The sequence below is a fragment of the Pedobacter sp. AC212 genome (assembly GCF_979258625.1).
The window spans coordinates 201,037-218,561 of record NZ_OZ409870.1 but is presented as its reverse complement, the minus strand read 5'-3'; the positions used below and the strand labels follow the sequence as shown (position 1 = coordinate 218,561).

Annotated in this window: 19 protein-coding genes; 17 read left to right on the top strand and 2 right to left on the bottom strand. The window is 37.2% G+C overall.

Going from position 1 to position 17,525, the window contains the following annotated elements:
• Positions 1-111 precede the first annotated feature (111 nt).
• Positions 112-459 carry a hypothetical protein gene (locus ACZZZC_RS00935; protein WP_463486399.1) on the bottom strand — a complete coding sequence of 116 codons (348 nt, stop codon included), beginning with the start codon at positions 457-459 and terminating at the stop codon, positions 112-114.
• Between the two features lie 118 nt (positions 460-577).
• Between ACZZZC_RS00935 and ACZZZC_RS00930 the strand changes: the two genes are divergently transcribed.
• Entirely contained in the window at positions 578-1,108 is a 531-nt protein-coding gene (locus tag ACZZZC_RS00930) for a superoxide dismutase family protein (protein WP_463486398.1), read from the top strand.
• Between the two features lie 93 nt (positions 1,109-1,201).
• Positions 1,202-1,732, top strand: coding sequence for an ExbD/TolR family protein (locus ACZZZC_RS00925; RefSeq protein ID WP_463486397.1), 531 nt, complete (start codon positions 1,202-1,204; stop codon positions 1,730-1,732).
• A 67-nt stretch (positions 1,733-1,799) separates the two neighbouring features.
• On the opposite strand, the gene metK is transcribed toward ACZZZC_RS00925, so the two are convergent.
• On the bottom strand, positions 1,800-3,086 hold the full coding sequence (gene metK / locus ACZZZC_RS00920; protein ID WP_463486396.1) for a methionine adenosyltransferase: 1,287 nt from the start codon (positions 3,084-3,086) through the stop codon (positions 1,800-1,802).
• A gap of 204 nt (positions 3,087-3,290) precedes the next feature.
• On the opposite strand from metK, the gene ACZZZC_RS00915 reads away from it, so the two are divergent.
• From ACZZZC_RS00915 to nuoF, 15 genes are all read left to right on the top strand, one after another.
• Positions 3,291-4,193 carry a diacylglycerol/lipid kinase family protein gene (locus tag ACZZZC_RS00915; RefSeq protein ID WP_463484414.1) on the top strand — a complete coding sequence of 301 codons (903 nt, stop codon included), beginning with the start codon at positions 3,291-3,293 and terminating at the stop codon, positions 4,191-4,193.
• Between the two features lie 36 nt (positions 4,194-4,229).
• Positions 4,230-4,580: a translation initiation factor gene (locus ACZZZC_RS00910; RefSeq protein WP_463486395.1), complete on the top strand. Its 351-nt coding sequence runs from the start codon at positions 4,230-4,232 to the stop codon at positions 4,578-4,580.
• Between the two features lie 298 nt (positions 4,581-4,878).
• Complete coding sequence (gene pckA / locus ACZZZC_RS00905) at positions 4,879-6,474, top strand: phosphoenolpyruvate carboxykinase (ATP) (RefSeq protein WP_463486394.1); 1,596 nt, start codon at positions 4,879-4,881, stop codon at positions 6,472-6,474.
• Between the two features lie 298 nt (positions 6,475-6,772).
• Positions 6,773-7,603 carry a MotA/TolQ/ExbB proton channel family protein gene (locus ACZZZC_RS00900; protein WP_056850763.1) on the top strand — a complete coding sequence of 277 codons (831 nt, stop codon included), beginning with the start codon at positions 6,773-6,775 and terminating at the stop codon, positions 7,601-7,603.
• Positions 7,604-7,677: 74 nt separating this feature from the next.
• A complete protein-coding gene (locus ACZZZC_RS00895) occupies positions 7,678-8,292 on the top strand; it encodes a biopolymer transporter ExbD (protein WP_056850764.1) in 615 nt (204 codons plus the stop codon).
• Between the two features lie 3 nt (positions 8,293-8,295).
• Complete coding sequence (locus ACZZZC_RS00890; RefSeq protein ID WP_056850765.1) at positions 8,296-8,802, top strand: ExbD/TolR family protein; 507 nt, start codon at positions 8,296-8,298, stop codon at positions 8,800-8,802.
• 17 nt (positions 8,803-8,819) lie between these two features.
• Complete coding sequence (locus ACZZZC_RS00885) at positions 8,820-9,641, top strand: energy transducer TonB (protein ID WP_056850766.1); 822 nt, start codon at positions 8,820-8,822, stop codon at positions 9,639-9,641.
• 240 nt (positions 9,642-9,881) lie between these two features.
• The gene (locus tag ACZZZC_RS00880) at positions 9,882-10,784 is read left to right on the top strand and encodes a PstS family phosphate ABC transporter substrate-binding protein (RefSeq protein ID WP_463484411.1); all 903 of its coding nucleotides are present in this window, start codon (positions 9,882-9,884) and stop codon (positions 10,782-10,784) included.
• Positions 10,785-10,899: 115 nt separating this feature from the next.
• Positions 10,900-12,621, top strand: coding sequence for a tetratricopeptide repeat protein (locus ACZZZC_RS00875; RefSeq protein ID WP_463486393.1), 1,722 nt, complete (start codon positions 10,900-10,902; stop codon positions 12,619-12,621).
• An 82-nt stretch (positions 12,622-12,703) separates the two neighbouring features.
• Positions 12,704-13,075: an NADH-quinone oxidoreductase subunit A gene (locus ACZZZC_RS00870; RefSeq protein ID WP_056850770.1), complete on the top strand. Its 372-nt coding sequence runs from the start codon at positions 12,704-12,706 to the stop codon at positions 13,073-13,075.
• A 228-nt stretch (positions 13,076-13,303) separates the two neighbouring features.
• Positions 13,304-13,846 carry an NADH-quinone oxidoreductase subunit B gene (locus ACZZZC_RS00865; protein WP_039472971.1) on the top strand — a complete coding sequence of 181 codons (543 nt, stop codon included), beginning with the start codon at positions 13,304-13,306 and terminating at the stop codon, positions 13,844-13,846.
• Positions 13,846-14,346, top strand: coding sequence for an NADH-quinone oxidoreductase subunit C (locus tag ACZZZC_RS00860; RefSeq protein WP_463484409.1), 501 nt, complete (start codon positions 13,846-13,848; stop codon positions 14,344-14,346). Before ACZZZC_RS00865 ends, ACZZZC_RS00860 begins: the two co-directional genes overlap by 1 nt.
• Before the next feature lie 5 nt (positions 14,347-14,351).
• Entirely contained in the window at positions 14,352-15,566 is a 1,215-nt protein-coding gene (locus ACZZZC_RS00855) for an NADH-quinone oxidoreductase subunit D (protein WP_265797363.1), read from the top strand.
• Positions 15,559-16,071 (top strand): NADH-quinone oxidoreductase subunit NuoE family protein, encoded by a 513-nt coding sequence (locus tag ACZZZC_RS00850; protein ID WP_463484408.1) that lies wholly within the window; start codon positions 15,559-15,561, stop codon positions 16,069-16,071. The genes ACZZZC_RS00855 and ACZZZC_RS00850 overlap by 8 nt, the downstream gene beginning before the upstream one ends.
• A gap of 81 nt (positions 16,072-16,152) precedes the next feature.
• A complete protein-coding gene (nuoF, locus tag ACZZZC_RS00845; protein ID WP_056850774.1) occupies positions 16,153-17,520 on the top strand; it encodes an NADH-quinone oxidoreductase subunit NuoF in 1,368 nt (455 codons plus the stop codon).
• Positions 17,521-17,525: the final 5 nt, after the last annotated feature.

The following is a 17,525-nucleotide window of genomic DNA, read 5'->3' as shown; positions in this document are numbered from 1 at the left end:
CGGCAAAAATACATATTATAGAAAGAGAAATTACATCATGCTTAAAAGCATATTAATAAAAAGGCACGAATGATATCATTCGTGCCTAGTCAAGTAATTTAAAATAGCTTTTTAGCTTAACAACTCTTGCTCATCCCTGTTTTCAGTGGGAATTTTCTTAAGAAAATCATCAAAACCTGGACCTGAATTATCGGAATAGGTACCATAAGCATCTAAAATGTATCCTATATTTTTATCCTTATCTTCTAATAAATAAAGTACAGAATTGTCTCCTGGATCGGAGTCTCCCTCAAATCTATAAGTTTTAACTATTGTCAGATCTTCTGGTTTATAAATCTTGCCCAGCGATTTGCTTTGCATTTTACCATGATCAGACATCTTTAACTCGTTATCTTTTCCTTTCAGCCTCAACTTTTCTAAAATTTGACTCAAAGTATTCATTGCAATTGGCCGTTCCATAATTATATGATTTTATACTTGTTAAACATGTGGCTTCCTAAATGGTTTTAATGTGTTCAGTTTTTTAATCAAACCAAATGATTGCCAATCTGTTTCATATAAAACTAAATTTAAAAGGATGAAAAAATATTTCTTAGGATTAGCGATTGCTAGTATCGCATTATTGAGTGCTTGTGGTCAGAAAGAAAGCAAACTTGCCATAGCAAGCTTAGCCGAAACTGCAGATCCGTCAAAAAGCATCGGCACCGCTACCTTTTACGGGTTAAGCGATGGAAAAATTAAAATGGATTTAGAGTTGAAATTTGCTTCAAGAGCAGACAGTAACGTTGCGGTGCATTTTCATGAGCATGGAGATTGTGGCGATATGGGAGAGAATACTCACGGGCACTGGAATCCAACCAAGGAAAACCACGGCAAGTGGGATTCAGGTGCATTCCACAGTGGTGATATAGGCAACATAAAATTGGATTCGAAAGGTGAAGCAAAGATTTCGATCACTACAGATCGTTGGAGTGTGCAAGATGGCGATGTTAAAAATATTATAGGAAGAGGTATTATTGTTCATGGAGGAACAGACGATTATAAAACACAGCCTACAGGTAATTCCGGACCGAGAGTGGGTTGTGGTGTAATTGAAGCAGTTAAGTAATACGCTTCACCAGTTCTTTAAAGCGATTAATTTTTAATCGCTTTTTTTATGTAATCTTTATCCGGTTGTCATCATCATTAAAAACCTAAACTTATGGCAACTTTAAACGAAACAACAAATGGCAAGCCTGCTAAAGGAAGAGCCAAAAAAGCAGCACCGAGAGTCGATTTAACTGCAATGGTCGATCTCATGTTTTTGCTAACCACATTTTTTATGTTAACCACGTCGTTGGGTACATTGAATGCTGCAGATGTAGCCAAACCGGATGAGTGTGCTGGCTGTACAATGGATTATCCTGCTTCACGAACGATGACGGTTTTACTTGGCAAAAACAATCAGGCAGTAAGTTATCTTGGCACAGCTGAAGCATCAATCATGACAACTTCGTCTGTTGATGATCTTCAGAAAGAAATAGTGGCGAATAAATTTAAAGTGGCCAAAGTGCATGGAGATGATCCATCAAAATACATGATTGTGATTATCAAGCCAACTAAAACTGCGAAATTTCAAGATTTTGTTGATGCAATTGACGAAATGAAGATCGCTGATATTAAGTCTTACAGTATCGACGATAAAAATATATTAAAACAAGAAGCAGATTTTTTAAAATCGAAAGGTTTATAGTAAGTCTCAAAGCAAAAAAGCTTCCCGTTGATGATTACGGGAAGCTTTTGTTTATATTTCTGTCAAATTAAATTCCGAATGCAGTTTTAACCTGATCTACATAATCCAATTTCTCCCAGGTAAACAGTTCAACACTAACGGTTTTTTCTTCACCGTAAGGGTTTTTGAAAGTTTTACTTACAGTTTCCGGGGTTCTGCCCATGTGCCCGTAAGCAGCTGTTTCGCTATAAATCGGGTTTCTTAATTTCAAACGTTGCTCAATGAAATAAGGACGCATATCAAAAATTTCTTCTACTTTCTTGCTTATTTCGCCATCAGTTAGGCCAATTTTTGCAGTTCCGTAAGTTACTACGTTAATTGAAGTTGGTTTTGCAACACCGATAGCGTAAGAAACCTGAACCAACACTTCATCGCATAAACCAGCAGCAACAAGATTTTTTGCAATATGACGTGTAGCATAAGCAGCACTTCTATCTACCTTACTTGGGTCTTTGCCAGAAAAAGCGCCACCACCGTGAGCACCTTTACCACCATAAGTATCTACAATAATTTTTCGGCCAGTTAACCCTGTATCACCGTGTGGACCGCCAATTACAAACACTCCAGTCGGATTGATGTGGTAAGTGATATCATCATTAAATAAATGAGCGTATTGAGGATATTTAGCTTTGATTCGCGGAATTAAAATGGAAACCAAATCACTTTTAATTTTGGTCAACATTTCTTCGTTGGCAGCGTCTTTATCAGCTTTGGATTCAGAGTTAGGCTTCACAAAATCGTCATGCTGTGTAGAAATCACAATGGCGTCAATACGCTGAGGCTGGTTATCGTCAGAATATTCTAACGTAACCTGCGATTTTGCATCCGGGCGTAAGTAGCTGATTTCAGAATTCTCTCTTCTTAAATTGGCTAATTCTCTCAATAAAGCGTGAGATAAATCAAGCGCCAATGGCATATAATTTTCAGTTTCGTTTGTAGCATAACCAAACATCATTCCCTGGTCGCCTGCACCCTGCTCTTCTTTACTACTTCTGTCTACCCCTTGGTTAATATCTTGCGATTGTTCGTGAATGGCAGATAGAATACCGCATGAATTCGCTTCAAACATGTATTCACTTTTTGTATAACCAATTTTTTTGATCACATCACGGGCAATCTGTTGAACATCTAAATAGGTTTTTGATTTTACCTCTCCAGCTAAAATTACTTGTCCGGTAGTTACTAAAGTTTCACAAGCTACTTTAGATTCTGCGTCGAATGCTAAGAAATTATCAATTAGTGCATCCGAAATTTGATCGGCAATTTTATCTGGATGACCTTCAGATACAGATTCTGATGTAAATAAATACGACATTTATTAAATATTATTAGTGAAAAATAAACAAAATTAATAATTGCCAAAACCCCTTGAAAACAGGTTTGTTATGATTGGAAGGAGGCATTAGCAATTTTTTTAAGTGGTTGCAATCCGGTCCCGACGATCGGGATAGCAAATCAATCCACTTTTAATGCCTGCAAAATTAGCATATTTTCTTTATTTCAAAAATTATAGATTATTTTGTACGCTCATTCTTACACTTTGCACACAAAGAACAATATACTTTTCATCATTAACCCTATTTCTGGTGGAAAGGGAAAGCTGCGTATTCCTGATTTTATCGATAAGTATCTTGATAAAGAAAAGTTTAATGCAAATTTCGTATTCACAGAATATGTAGGTCATGCCTCGGAACTGGCAGATGAAGCCGCCTCCAAAAATTTCGACGTGATTGTTGCCGCTGGCGGCGATGGTACCATTAATGAAGTGGCCACTAAAGTTCTAAAGCATAACATCACATTGGGCGTTCTGCCGCTTGGTTCTGGAAATGGATTGGCTCGCTTTCTAAATATTCCTAAAAACCTGCGCCACGCAATACTGGCAATTAATGCATTTAAAGTAGATAAAATCGATACTGCTGAATTCAATAACAAATGTTTCTTTAATTTAGCAGGGATGGGTTTTGACGCACATTTGAGCTCAGCTTTCTCGCGAGATAAAAAACGTGGTCTTGCAGGATATGTTAAACTGGGGTTTCAAGAGGTTTTCAACTACAAGCCAGAACAATATTTAATTGATATTGATGGCAAGAAATATAGCAGAAAAGCATTTGCCGTTAGTATCGCAAATTCTTCGCAATATGGTAACGACGTTTACATATCGCCCAATGCGTCAGTAAAAGATGGTTTGCTCGATGTTTGCATTATTAAGCCTTTTTCAATCTTGAAACTACCCATGTTAAGCTACATCATGCTAAAAGGTACGGCAGAAACTTCTGATATGATCGAGATTATACGCGGAAAGAACATCAAAATTACAAGAGAACACGCCGGGCCAGTTCATGTTGATGGCGAACCCCTACAAATGAACGCGGATATTGAAGTGAGTATAAACCCACTTTCTTTAAAAGTTATCGTTCCTTAGCTTTACAAAATTTCCATTACTTTCTACCTTTGTATAATGAAACCAAAAAAAAATAGCCTGAGTGATCTTGGTGGAATCATGTATTCTACAAATCCGGAATTCGAATATGAAGAGGAAGTAGATGATACAGTAACCTCACCAAATAAACAGCAAGATTTACGCGTAATGCTCGATAAGAAAAATAGGGGAGGAAAGGCAGTAACGCTTGTCACCGGTTTTAAAGGTAAAACAGAAGATCTGGAGGTTTTAGGAAAAATGCTGAAAACCAAATGCGGTGTCGGTGGATCTGTAAAAGATGGTGAAATTATGATCCAGGGCGACGTGCGAGATAAGATAATGGCTATTCTTCAAAAGGACGGTTACAAGGTAAAAAAAGCTGGTGGTTAATTTAGTAGAAAACCCTAACTACTAAAACTGGAACATAAATATCATTTAAATCGTTCAGTTAATCCGTCGTCTTGAATTTCTCCCAGCGAAGCAATCTGAATCATCCATTCCTGTGTGCAAACTTACATCTTAGTGTATTTTTTCATTTTTTTTGATGCTTAAAAATTGAATTTAAAACATTGTAGATAAGACAGTTAACTAATAGTGTAATTGCTACAATATGTAAATAATTACTTAAAAATACTAGTTTATTTCATCAATTAGTCTTTACCTTTGCCTCACTAACTAACTTATTGTTATGAGCAAAAAGAAACTGCATGCGCCAGATTTAAGCTATTTAAATCTAGGCGAAAACAATGCTGTAAAGTACCAATTATCTCCAATGGAATTAATTGATGAAGCCTTATTAAATAAAGAGGGCGAATTGGCATCATCTGGCGCATTAGCTGTTGATACTGGCAAGTTTACCGGGCGTTCTCCCAAAGACAGATTTATCGTGAACGACGATATCACTGGAAGCACGGTTTGGTGGGGTGACGTAAATATCAAAATTAGTCCCGCGAATTTTGATCAATTGTTTGCCAAAATCACAAGCTATCTGAAAGATAAAAAAATCTACGTTCGTGATGCTTCCGCATGTGCCGACCCTGATTACTCCATTTCTATTAGGGTAGTGACAGAAACAGCTTATCAAAATCTTTTTGCGAACAACCTTTTTTTAAGACCAGAAATTGATGATTTAGGATCTACCCCTGAATGGACAATTATTGCAGCGCCTGGCTTCATAGCAGATCCAATGGTAGATGGCACGCGGCAAGAAAATTTCTCCATTATCAATTTTACTAAAAAGATGATTTTAGTTGGCGGAAGTGGATATACTGGAGAGATTAAAAAAGGAATTTTCTCTGTTTTAAACTTCATCCTCCCAATCTATAGAAATACACTTCCAATGCATTGCTCGGCAAATGTGGGTAAGGATGGCGATACCGCAATATTTTTCGGCCTTTCCGGAACGGGTAAAACTACTTTATCGGCTGATCCTGAGAGAGGACTGATAGGCGATGATGAGCATGGCTGGGGAAATGATTCCGTCTTCAACTTTGAAGGAGGTTGTTATGCTAAATGTGTAGATTTAACAGAAGAGAAAGAACCGCAAATATATAAAGCGATAAAATTCGGCGCACTTTTAGAGAATATAAACTTCTTTAGTAATACCAAAGAGGTAGATTTTTCAAATATTCAGAAAACAGAAAATACGAGGGTGGCCTATCCGATTGATTTTATTGATAATGCAATTTTGCCATCAATCGCATCTGGTCCTAAAAATATATTTTTCTTAACAGCTGATGCTTTTGGCGTTTTGCCACCAATCTCGAAGTTGAATGTTGAACAGGCCATGTTTCATTTTATGAGCGGCTACACAGCTAAGGTGGCAGGAACGGAGGCGGGTATTACCGAGCCCCAACTCACATTTTCAGCTTGTTTTGGTAAGGCTTTTCTTCCATTGCACCCTTCAAAATATGCCGCGTTATTGGGCGAAAAAATGAAAGCCCATAAAGTGAACGTTTGGCTAGTGAACACGGGTTGGAGCGGCGGACCGTATGGCGTTGGAAAGCGAATTAAATTAAGTTATACCAGAGCAATGATTTCTGCTGCTTTGAACGGAGGTTTAGATCATAACCACTACAAAACGCACCATGTTTTTAAATTAATGATTCCTTTACATTGCCCTAACATTCCCGATGAAATATTAGATCCATCAAAAACATGGAGCAACCAGGAAGAATACTTTTTAAAAGCTTATGAACTCGCAAATGCTTTTGCAGATAATTTTAAGCAGTTTGAACAACCCAAAGTGTCAAAACTACACCAAGAAGAGTTAAAAGTGTGCTAATTTGTGTTTAAAATACATTTTTTGGGCAAAAAATTTGCAATTAGGTTTTTTTTTAGTTTTTATTGTGAAAGAATTGCCTCTAGCTGGGGCAATTCTTTTGTTATACGCCTATGATGGTTACCGTAAACTAAATCTTAAGTAACGATTTAATTGTTTATTGATTTATTAATTTGTAATTTAAAATCAATTTATAAATTTGTTTTTCGCAACAAAATCAGATAACAATCGTTGTGTGTAGTACAAAAGTAAAAACAGCAAAAAATTAAAAACAAGAACTAAAACTAAAAATTAAAAAAAAATGGCAAACGCACCAAAACCAACAACTGTTAAAAAAGAGAGCTCTTCAAGTGCTTCAAATGTTTTTGCAACATTAGTAATTCCAATTTGTATTGTAATCGGCTTTATCATTTGGAGATTTGTATTAGGAGATCCATCAAACTTTATCGACAATAACAACGAAAATTTACCATTACCAAACAACTATCCAGGTACAGCTTATAAAGGTGGTCCAATCGTAGCGATCTTAATCGGTTTATTATTAACTACGATCGTTTTCTCTATCGAGCGTTTAATCGTTATTGGTAAAGCAAGCGGTAAATCAAGCTTAGATACTTTTATCATTAAAGTTAAAGGTTTATTAAACGCTGGTAACATCGAAGCTGCAAAAGCAGAATGTGATAAACAACAAGGATCTGTTGCTAACGTAATCAAATCTGGTTTGAAAAAATATAGCGAAGTTGAAGCTGACACTAACTTAGATGTTGAGCAATCAATTGTTGCCATCCAAAAAGAAGTTGAAGAAGCTACAGCTTTAGAAATGCCAATGTTAGAGCAAAACTTAACCATCATTGCTACTTTGGTATCAATCGGTACTTTGATCGGTTTATTAGGTACAGTAACAGGTATGATCCGTGCATTCGCCGGTTTAGCAAACTCTGGTGCTCCAGATCAATCAGCATTAGCGGTAGGTATCTCTGAGGCACTAATCAACACAATGACTGGTATCGGTGTATCTACATTAGCGATTATCATGTACAACGTGTTAACTTCAAAAATTGATAAGTTAACGTATGCTATTGATGAGGCTGGTTTCAGCATCGTTCAAACTTACGCTAGCTCGCATAAATAATATTTTGAAAATATTTTTACCGGCTTTATGGAAAACCGGAAAAAAGATCATCATTATTAAAAAGTAAAAATATTATGCCTAGAATTAAAGTTAAAAGAACCAGTACAGTAACAGATATGACCGCCATGTGCGACGTAGCTGCACTGTTACTTACGTTCTTCATATTAACTGCTACGGCGAAACAACCTGAACCATTAGCGGTATCCACTCCTTCATCAACGTATGAATTTAAGGTACCCGCTGAGAACAATGCAATTTTAACCATTGGTCAGGGTAAGGTTTTTTTCGAGGTTGCAGGTCAGAAAGTTAAGGCTAGAACCTTAGAGTTGATTGGTCAACAGTATAACATTACATTTTCTCCTGAAGAAATTAAAAAGTTTTCTTTAGTTGCATCATTCGGTGTTCCTGTATCAAGTCTAAAATCGTTTCTTGCACTTGATGGAGGTGAGCGTATGAAGCCGGGAGTACAAAATGGAATTCCGACAGATTCAACTGATAATCAGTTAAACTCATGGGTACTACAAGCCCGTACTGCAACTGCAGAGGTTAATTCTCAACCAATGCGTGTAAGTATCAAAGGAGATTCAAAAGAAGAATATCCGGTAGTTAAAAAAATTGTGGATGTATTGCAGAAGCAAAAGGTAAACAAATTCTTATTGGTTACAAACGCTGAAGCTAGAAGAAAATAAGAAATGGCAGAATTAAACACAGGCGGGAAGAAAGCCACGCCAAGAGTCGATATGACGCCGATGGTAGATTTGATGTTCCTTTTGGTGACATTCTTTATCTTGACAACTTCAATTTCTACGCCACAGGCAATGGATATTGTGAAGCCAGATAAAGATGATAACAATAAGGACAATAGATTGGAACTGAAAGCTTCTAAAACCATGACTATTTTATTAGGTAAAAACGATAAGGTAGCTTGGTATATGGGAGAAGCTGGTGCAACAGCTCCAACTTTTGAAAATTTATCACAAGTTGAAAAATCGATTATCGACAACAGAAAAACAGCAGATGCATCTGGTGTAAAAGGAGAATTTGTGGTATTGGTTAAACCAACCAGCGGTTCTAACTTCAAAAACTTTGTTGATATCATGGATGAATTAGAAATATTGAAGGTAAAAGTTCGTCAGATTGATGATGACAATATCTTAGATAACGAAAAAGAAGCTATGAAAGCTCAAGGTATTTTATAATTGTTAAATCAGTAACCATGTCAAAGTTAGATATTTTAAGAAGTCAGTGGATTGAAGTGGTTTTTGAAGGTAAAAACAAAAACTACGGCGCTTACCAGTTGCGTAAAACCAACGGGTCCAATACCACTCGGGCATTGATTATTGGTTCAATAGTATTTCTTGCATTATTCTTCGCTCCTAAAATCTACGGCCTTATCAAAGGTTCAATGGATACGGAAGAGAAAGTTGAAAAAGCAAAAGAGGTAATTATTGCTCCACCGCCCCCAGTAAATCCAGAAACACCACCGCCGCCACCGGTAGAGCCACCGCCACCAAAAGTGGATCAGGTAAAAATGCCACCTCCAATCGTAAAGCCAGATGAGCAAGTACGTGATGAGGAACCACCAACGGTTGAGAAATTAAAAGAAGCTGATCCAGGTCAGCGTGATATCAAAGGTGATCCAACTGCTGATATCGTAATTGCTGAGCCAGTAGGTGAGGGCCCGAAAAGAGAAGCTGCTGTTGCGGTTGATGATAACAAAGTTTATGACTTCGTTAGTATAGAGAAACAACCAGAATTCCCGGGAGGTATTTCTAAGTTTTACGGTTATTTAAGTAAAGCAATTAAATACCCGCCAATGGCACAAGAAAACAACGTTCAGGGTAAAGTATTTTTATCTTTCGTTGTAGAGAAGGACGGTAAGTTAACTGATATTACAGTTACCCGCGGTTTGGGTAGTGGTACTGATGAAGAAGCTATCCGTGTACTAAAGGCAAGTCCGCGTTGGAACCCAGGTATTCAAAATGGTAAGCCTGTAAGGGTAAAATACAACATCAACGTTAACTTTACATTGAACTAATTAGTAAATGTTAAATTTTGATATTTTTAAGCAAAAATCGCCTAAACAGCGGTTTTTGCTCATTTTAGGCCTAGTCACCTTCGTGCTTTATGTAGTGATGGGTCTAGCATTTATCTTCTGGGAGCCACTGGCAATCAGGTTTAATTTTATTCCAGCCTGGGGAAGAATAGCCATTGGTATCTTTTTAATCTTTTATGCTTTCATCAGGCTTTTAAGTTTGGGGAGACGAGACTAAGACACATGAAAAACATTCTTTATCTATTTATTGTACTGGGTTTACTTTCTTGCAAGAGAAAAGATAAACCAGCCGACGTGAAGGAAACACGTACAAGCGGTACATTAAGAATTCTTGTAGACGAAAGTGTTAGCCCAATTATAAAGGAGCAGATTAATATTTTTAGTTTGGATTATCCAGATGCAAAATTTGAGCTAACCGTAAAACCCGAGGAGAAAATCATCCCTGCATTTCTAAACGATAGTGTTCGGGTAATTGTGATGCCTAGGTTACTCACTAAAGCGGAAGAAAAATACTATACACAAAGAGGAATAAGAATTAATTCTACAAGATTTGCAGTTGATGGAATAGCATTAATTACAAATAAAGACAATATTGATAGCACAATTACCGTTAAAGAAGTTGTTGATATTTTACAAGGTAAGGGTTCTGGAAAAAAATTGGTCTTTGATAACGCTTATTCAAGTACCTTTCAATACCTTAAGCAGTTGGCTAATATAAGTCAGTTCCCAGCTCAAGGTGTTTACTCAAAAAGTTCTAGCGCAGACGTGATTAAACTTATTGCAGAAGATAAAACTTTTATTGGTATTTTAGGCGTTGATTGGGTTTCTGATAAGAATACGCAATTAGTACAATATCTATCTAAGGTAAAAATGCTAGGTGTTAAAAACCTTAAAGGTAAGCCAGGTGATGATAAGTTTTATCAACCCACTCAGGATAATCTTATTAATGGTGTTTATCCATTCTTGAGAAATGTGAACATAATAGATTGTGAGGGAAGAGATGGTTTAGGCACAGGATTTGCAACGTGGTTAAGAAGTCAGAGAGGTCAATTGATTGTACTTAAATCAGGACTCGGTCCGCACAAGTTAATGCCAAGACAAATTAATCTGACAAACGGAAAATAAACTAATAAATTGAACCACGAAGTTGTAAAAACACTTCATTTAACTAAAATGGAATATCCGATATATAAGACATTTAACAAGCTTATATATCACTATTAAAAAACAATAAAGAACTATGAAAATTTCAAAGAAAGCAATAACCTTAAATCTAGGTTTGGTGTTGATGGGTTCTGCAGTTTTTGCTCAAAATTTAAATGACGCGAAAAAAGCCATTGACGCTGAACAGTACCAGAAAGCATCATCAATGTTAAAATCATTGGTGAGCTCACAAGCATCAAACGGTGAAAATTATTATAATCTCGGTTTGGTTTATTTAAAAACTGGTTACATAGATTCGGCTCGTGCGGTATTTACCAAGGGTGTTACAGCAGATCCAAAAAATAATTTAAACTTAATTGGTTTAGGCGAGGCAGATATGTTATCAAACAATCCGTCTTCTGCAAAAAGTAATTTTGATAAAGCGGTTGTTTTAGCCCCAAAAGATTACAAAACTTATTTGTATATCGGTAAAGCTTATTTAGCTCAAGATAAACCGAGTGATGATATATCTAAACCAGATTATACTAATGCATTGGCCAATATCAACAAAGCTGATGAATTGGATTCGAAAGATAAAGATGCTGAAATCTTTTTAGCGCAAGGTGATGCTTATGCATTGCAGAAAAAGAATTCTGAAGCATTAGGTCCATACTTCCGTGTAAATGACATCGATCCGACCAATCGTAGAGCAAAAACTCAGATTGGTAAAATGTATAAAGAATCGAGAGCATTTCCAGAAGGTGAAAAAGAATTACAGGATGTAATTGCTGCTGATCCAAATTATGGTCCTGCTTACCGTGAATTAGGCGAGCTTTACCTACAATGGAGTAGCTTTGGTACCGATCAGGAAAAAGCAAAAAAAGGAATTGAGAACTATAAAAAATACATGGATTTAACTGATAAATCTTTAGAATCTCAGTTGCGTTATGCTCAGTTCTTATTTTATGCTAAAGATTATCCTACTTTAGAGCAAGTTGCCTCATCTATTCAGGCGCCTGCAGGAAGTGCAAAAGCAGCTGTTGTTGATAGAATGAAAGGTTGGGCGGCTTATGAGAATAAGAACTACCCTGCAGCTTTAACTAGCATGACATCTTTCTTTGCCAAGGAAAAAGACACAACCAAAATTTTAGGTAACGATTATCTTTATTTAGGTAAAGCACAGTTACAAGCTGGCCAAGATAGTTTAGCTTTAAACAATATCATCAAAGCGACAAGAGTAGATTCAGCTAACGCTGATGCGCTATCAGAAGCTGCTGCTGCATTATATAAAGCAAAGAAATATGCTAAATCGGCAGATGTTTACGAATTAGCCGCTAAATATAATCCAAATGGTAAAGGGTCTCTTTATAACTATTTATATATCGGTATAAACAGATTCTTAGAATCTTATTATTTGAAAAAAGATAAAAAGCCATTGAATATCGAAGGTTTAGTTAGAGCTGATACGGCGTTGGGTCAATTATCAAAAGCTTCACCTGATTTTGCTTTAGCATATTTTTACCGAGCTAGAATCAACGACTATATCGATCAGACTAAAAATGGCGAATCAACAAAAGGCTTGATGATTCCTTATTATGAAAAATATGTTACGTTAGTTAAGCCAGAAGAACAAGCTTCTGCGAAAACTAACTTAATTGAATCATACAGATTATTAGGTGCATGGTATGCTGATAAAGACAAGCCAAAAGCAATTGATTATCTTAACAAGTGTTTAGCATTGGATCCTGCAGATACATATGCAAGTGCGAAACTAAAGGAATTAAGTGGAGCAGCAGCACCAAAAGGAAAAGGTAAGTAATTAACAAGTTAAATAATTTAGAAAAGGCAGAGTTTGGTTACTCTGCCTTTTTCTTTTACTTTTGCATCAGAAAATAAAGATTATGCAAGCGCAAAGTACCTCGATAGATTTTTTACCGATAATATTTCAAGTAATCGTAGCCCTGGGTTTTGTGGTTACCACCTTGGTGGCAACACACTTTTTAGGTCCAAAACGTAAAACGCTTGATAAATTGGAAACATTCGAAGCAGGTGTTAAATCTGTGGGTAATGCTCGTCAACCGTTTTCGATTAAATATTTTGTTGTGGCAATCTTATTTGTGCTTTTTGATATTGAAGTTATCTTTATGTATCCTTGGGCAGTGAATTTTAGAGCGCTAAGAATGGACGGAATGATTGAGATGTTCATCTTTATGGGCACCTTGTTATTGGGTTTCATCTACGTGATCAAAAAGAAAGTATTAGACTGGAACTAGTCGGTTCGCAGTTACCAGCAGAAAATTGCAGTTAATAGTCCTCGATTTAAAAACTATAAATTGAAAGTTGCTAATTGCAAAACTGAATGTGTATCACTCACACTAACCAATAGGAATTTTAATTATTTAGAAAGGTTCTAAATCAAGTTAAGCTAGTTTGATTGCCTTTAAAATATTGTAAATTTGTTGCTCATTCTGCAAAGGGATGAGCATTTTTTGTTTATAAACATGAGTGAAATTAATATAGTTGATGCGCCTCCAGGAACCGAAGGACCTGGGTACTTTGCCACTTCGTTAGATAAAGTGATAGGTTTGGCTCGTTCAAATTCATTATGGCCTTTACCGTTCGCCACTTCGTGTTGCGGAATTGAGTTTATGGCAACCATGGGTTCTCACTACGATTTAGGTCGTTTCGGTGCAGAACGTTTGAGTTTTTCTCCTCGTCAAGCCGATGTTTTAATGGTTATGGGTACCATCGCTAAAAAGATGGCGCCGGTGTTAAAGCAAGTTTATATCCAAATGGCTGAGCCACGTTGGGTAATGGCAGTTGGAGCTTGTGCAAGTAGTGGGGGTATTTTCGATACTTATTCTGTTTTGCAAGGTATTGATGAAGTAATCCCTGTGGATGTTTACGTTCCGGGTTGCCCACCAAGACCAGAAGCTATTTTAGACGGTTTCCAACGCATCCAGGATTTAGTAAAAAATGAATCTGGAAGAAGAAGAAATTCTGATTATTACAAAGAACTTTTAGGTCAATACGGCATTAAATAATGGAAGAAACGACGCTGAATAACGACATCCACGTTAAGCTAACCGAAAAGTTTGGTGAGAAAATTACCGCCGTTTCTGAGCCTTATGGTTTATTAACCTTCGTAACCTACAAAGATGTTATCGTAAATGTACTTTCACATCTTAAAGAAGAGTTAAAATTCAATTTCCTTACTGATATTACAGCTGTTCATTATCCTGGTAAAGACCATGGTATTGCTGTTGTCTATCATCTGCATAACATGGTAGAAAAAGTGCGGATTAGAATTAAAGTTTTCATTTCTGAGCAAAATCCTACCATACCAACGGCGACAAAAATTTGGAAAGGTGCGAACTGGATGGAACGAGAAACCTACGATTTATTCGGGGTTAAGTTTGAAGGTCATCCCGATTTACGCCGTATTTTGAATATGGATGATTTGGGCGTGCACCCAATGTTGAAGCAATATCCATTGGAAGACCCGAACCGAGTTGATAAAAAAGATGAATTTTTTGGAAGGTAATTTATATGAATCATAACCATCCGGTATATACAGATAACGACCCGCAAAGTGAGCTGGTGACCTTAAACTTAGGTCCAACACACCCTGCAACACATGGTGTTTTTCAAAACGTTTTGCAGTTAGATGGCGAGCGTATTGTAAGCGGAGTTTCTACAATTGGGTATATCCACCGTGCTTTCGAAAAGATTGCCGAGCATCGCCCTTTCTATCAAATTACACCATTAACCGACCGTTTAAATTATTGCTCATCGCCAATTAACAATATGGGATGGCACATGACGGTTGAAAAGTTGTTAAATATCCAGATGCCTAAACGCGTAGATTATCTTCGCGTGATTGTGATGGAGCTTTCGCGTATTGCCGATCACATTATCTGTAATACGATTATCGGTCAGGATACCGGAGCAACAACTACTTTCCTTTACCTTTTCCAATTCCGTGAGCATATTTACGAAATTTTCGAAGAGGTATGCGGTGCCCGCTTAACAACTAACATTGGCCGTATTGGTGGTTTCGAAAGAGATTTCAATGAAGTGGCCTTTGCGAAGATTAATAAATTTTTAAAAGAGTTTCCAGTTGCTTTGAAAGAGTTCGAAAATCTTTTAACCCGTAACCGGATTTTCATTGATAGAACAGCTGGTGTTGCGGAAGTAACTCAAGAGGCTGCTTTGGAGTATAGCTGGACTGGCCCACTTTTACGTGCGACGGGTATAGATTATGATGTTCGTGTAAGCGACCCGTATTCTTCGTATCAAGACTTCGATTTTGAGGTTCCGGTTGGAACAAGTGGTGATATTTATGACAGATATTTGGTTCGTAACGAAGAAATGTGGCAAAGTTTGCGCATCATCGAACAAGCCATTGTGAAGCTGAAAACAGAGCCAAAAGGTATTTTTCATGCCGACGTTCCTGAATTTTATCTTCCTCCGAAACAAGAAGTTTATAACAATATGGAGGCATTAATTTACCATTTCAAAATTGTGATGGGAGAAATTGATGCACCAAAAGCAGAAGTTTATCATGCTGTAGAAGGTGGAAATGGTGAATTAGGTTTCTATTTAATTAATGATGGAGGCCGTACACCATATCGTTTACACTTCCGCAGGCCAAGTTTTATAAATTACCAAATGTTTGCACCAATGAGCGAAGGCATGTTATTGTCTGATGCCATTATCAACATGAGTAGTATGAATATTATTGCAGGAGAATTAGATGCTTAAAGTAGAAGAACAAACACCTGTAGTGTTCTCATCAGAATTGCTTGCCAAATTTGATGATGTTAAAAGTCGTTATCCTGTGGGTAAGGAAAAATCAGCTTTGCTGCCATTATTGCATTTAGTACAAGCAGAATTTCTTTGGGTTCCTACATCTGCGATGGATCAAGTTGCTGAATATTTAAACATTCAACCGATTGAAGTTTACGAGGTAGCAACTTTTTACACCATGTATTTCTTAAAACCTCAAGGCAAATATGCTTTGGATGTTTGCCGTACTGGTCCTTGTTGTTTAGTTGGCGCCGAAAAAATATTAGACCACTTAGAAAATAAGTTGGGCGTTAAAGAAGGTGAAGTTACCGCAGATGGTTTATTCAGCTTTAGAGGAGTTGAGTGTTTAGCTGCCTGTGGTTTTGGTCCGGTACTGCAAATTAGCCCGGAATATACTTTCTACGAAAACTTAACTATTGAAAGTGTAGATAAACTGATTGAAGATTTGAAAAATAAATAAGATTTGAGAAACTAGATATGAGATATGAGAATTGGCAATTAGTCTAAAATCTCAAGTCTCACATCTCACATCTAAAAAACAATGAGTCGCAAATTATTACTTGAGCATATAAACGTACCAGGCATCAATACACTTGAGGTCTATCGCCAAAAAGGCGGGTACCGTGCTGTGGAAAAAGCCCTTAAAACTTTAACACCTGAAGAGATTGTTGAAGAAGTAAAGAAATCAGGCTTACGTGGTCGTGGTGGTGCGGGTTTCCCAACGGGAATGAAATGGAGCTTTTTGGCTAAACCAGAAGGTGTTGCCCGTTATTTGGTTTGCAACGCCGATGAGTCTGAGCCAGGAACTTTCAAAGACCGTTATCTAATGACTTATATTCCTCATGCTTTAATTGAGGGAATGATTGTATCTAGTTTTGCCTTGGGGGCAAAAGTTTCATACATCTACGTTCGTGGAGAAATGATGCCTCAGATCCGTATTTTGGAAAAGGCAATTGCGGAGGCAAAAGCTGCTGGATTGTTAGGTAAAAACATTTTAGGAACAGGTTACGATTTAGAATTATATGTTCAGCCGGGTGGTGGCGCTTACATTTGTGGTGAAGAAACTGCATTGTTAGAATCACTTGAAGGAAAAAGAGGTAATCCAAGAATTAAACCACCATTCCCTGCAATTGCAGGTTTATATGGTTGTCCAACGGTAGTAAATAACGTAGAGTCGATTGCTGCAGTGGTACCAATTATCAATGATGGTGGTGATGAGTATGCAAAAATAGGTATCGGTAGAAGTACAGGTACAAAATTAATATCAGCGTCTGGTAACTTAGTTAAACCAGGTGTTTATGAAATCGAATTAGGCTTACCAGTTGAAGAATTTATTTATTCTGATGAATACTGCGGTGGTATTGCAAATGGCAAGAAGTTAAAAGCAACGGTTGCAGGTGGTTCATCTGTTCCGGTTTTGCCTGCTAATTTAACTTTGAAGTTAGCCAATGGCGAACCTCGTTTAATGAGTTACGAATCTTTATCAGAGGGCGGATTTGCTACCGGAACCATGATGGGTTCGGGCGGTTTTATCGCTTTTGATGAAGATCAATGTATCGTTCGCAATACCTGGAATTTCACTCGTTTCTATCATCACGAAAGTTGCGGACAATGTTCGCCTTGCCGTGAAGGTACTGGATGGATGGAGAAGGTATTGCACAAAATCGAGCATGGCCATGGTTCAATGGATGATGTAGATTTACTTTGGGATATTCAACGTAAAATTGAAGGAAATACGATTTGTCCATTAGGAGATGCGGCAGCCTGGCCAGTGGCGAGTGCCATCCGTCATTTCAGAGATGAGTTTGAATGGCACATTAAAGAGCCGGTTAAGAGTCAGCAGCAAAATTATGGTTTAGCAAACTACGCTACCCCGATAGAAAAAGCTCCGGTAACGGAAGAAAAGTAGACAGA

Excerpts from the sequence above, each read along its gene's own strand:
- pckA (WP_463486394.1), top strand. The coding sequence starts at position 4,879 with ATGAGCAAAAAGAAACTGCATGCGCCAGATTTAAGCTATTTAAATCTA.
- ACZZZC_RS00925 (WP_463486397.1), top strand. The coding sequence starts at position 1,202 with ATGGCAACTTTAAACGAAACAACAAATGGCAAGCCTGCTAAAGGAAGA.
- nuoF (WP_056850774.1), top strand. The coding sequence starts at position 16,153 with ATGAGTCGCAAATTATTACTTGAGCATATAAACGTACCAGGCATCAAT.
- ACZZZC_RS00900 (WP_056850763.1), top strand. The coding sequence starts at position 6,773 with ATGGCAAACGCACCAAAACCAACAACTGTTAAAAAAGAGAGCTCTTCA.
- ACZZZC_RS00885 (WP_056850766.1), top strand. The coding sequence starts at position 8,820 with ATGTCAAAGTTAGATATTTTAAGAAGTCAGTGGATTGAAGTGGTTTTT.
- ACZZZC_RS00870 (WP_056850770.1), top strand. The coding sequence starts at position 12,704 with ATGCAAGCGCAAAGTACCTCGATAGATTTTTTACCGATAATATTTCAA.
- metK (WP_463486396.1), bottom strand. The coding sequence starts at position 3,086 with ATGTCGTATTTATTTACATCAGAATCTGTATCTGAAGGTCATCCAGAT.
- ACZZZC_RS00910 (WP_463486395.1), top strand. The coding sequence starts at position 4,230 with ATGAAACCAAAAAAAAATAGCCTGAGTGATCTTGGTGGAATCATGTAT.
- ACZZZC_RS00890 (WP_056850765.1), top strand. The coding sequence starts at position 8,296 with ATGGCAGAATTAAACACAGGCGGGAAGAAAGCCACGCCAAGAGTCGAT.
- ACZZZC_RS00850 (WP_463484408.1), top strand. The coding sequence starts at position 15,559 with ATGCTTAAAGTAGAAGAACAAACACCTGTAGTGTTCTCATCAGAATTG.
- ACZZZC_RS00875 (WP_463486393.1), top strand. The coding sequence starts at position 10,900 with ATGAAAATTTCAAAGAAAGCAATAACCTTAAATCTAGGTTTGGTGTTG.
- ACZZZC_RS00935 (WP_463486399.1), bottom strand. The coding sequence starts at position 459 with ATGGAACGGCCAATTGCAATGAATACTTTGAGTCAAATTTTAGAAAAG.
- ACZZZC_RS00895 (WP_056850764.1), top strand. The coding sequence starts at position 7,678 with ATGCCTAGAATTAAAGTTAAAAGAACCAGTACAGTAACAGATATGACC.
- ACZZZC_RS00880 (WP_463484411.1), top strand. The coding sequence starts at position 9,882 with ATGAAAAACATTCTTTATCTATTTATTGTACTGGGTTTACTTTCTTGC.
- ACZZZC_RS00855 (WP_265797363.1), top strand. The coding sequence starts at position 14,352 with ATGAATCATAACCATCCGGTATATACAGATAACGACCCGCAAAGTGAG.
- ACZZZC_RS00865 (WP_039472971.1), top strand. The coding sequence starts at position 13,304 with ATGAGTGAAATTAATATAGTTGATGCGCCTCCAGGAACCGAAGGACCT.
- ACZZZC_RS00860 (WP_463484409.1), top strand. The coding sequence starts at position 13,846 with ATGGAAGAAACGACGCTGAATAACGACATCCACGTTAAGCTAACCGAA.
- ACZZZC_RS00930 (WP_463486398.1), top strand. The coding sequence starts at position 578 with ATGAAAAAATATTTCTTAGGATTAGCGATTGCTAGTATCGCATTATTG.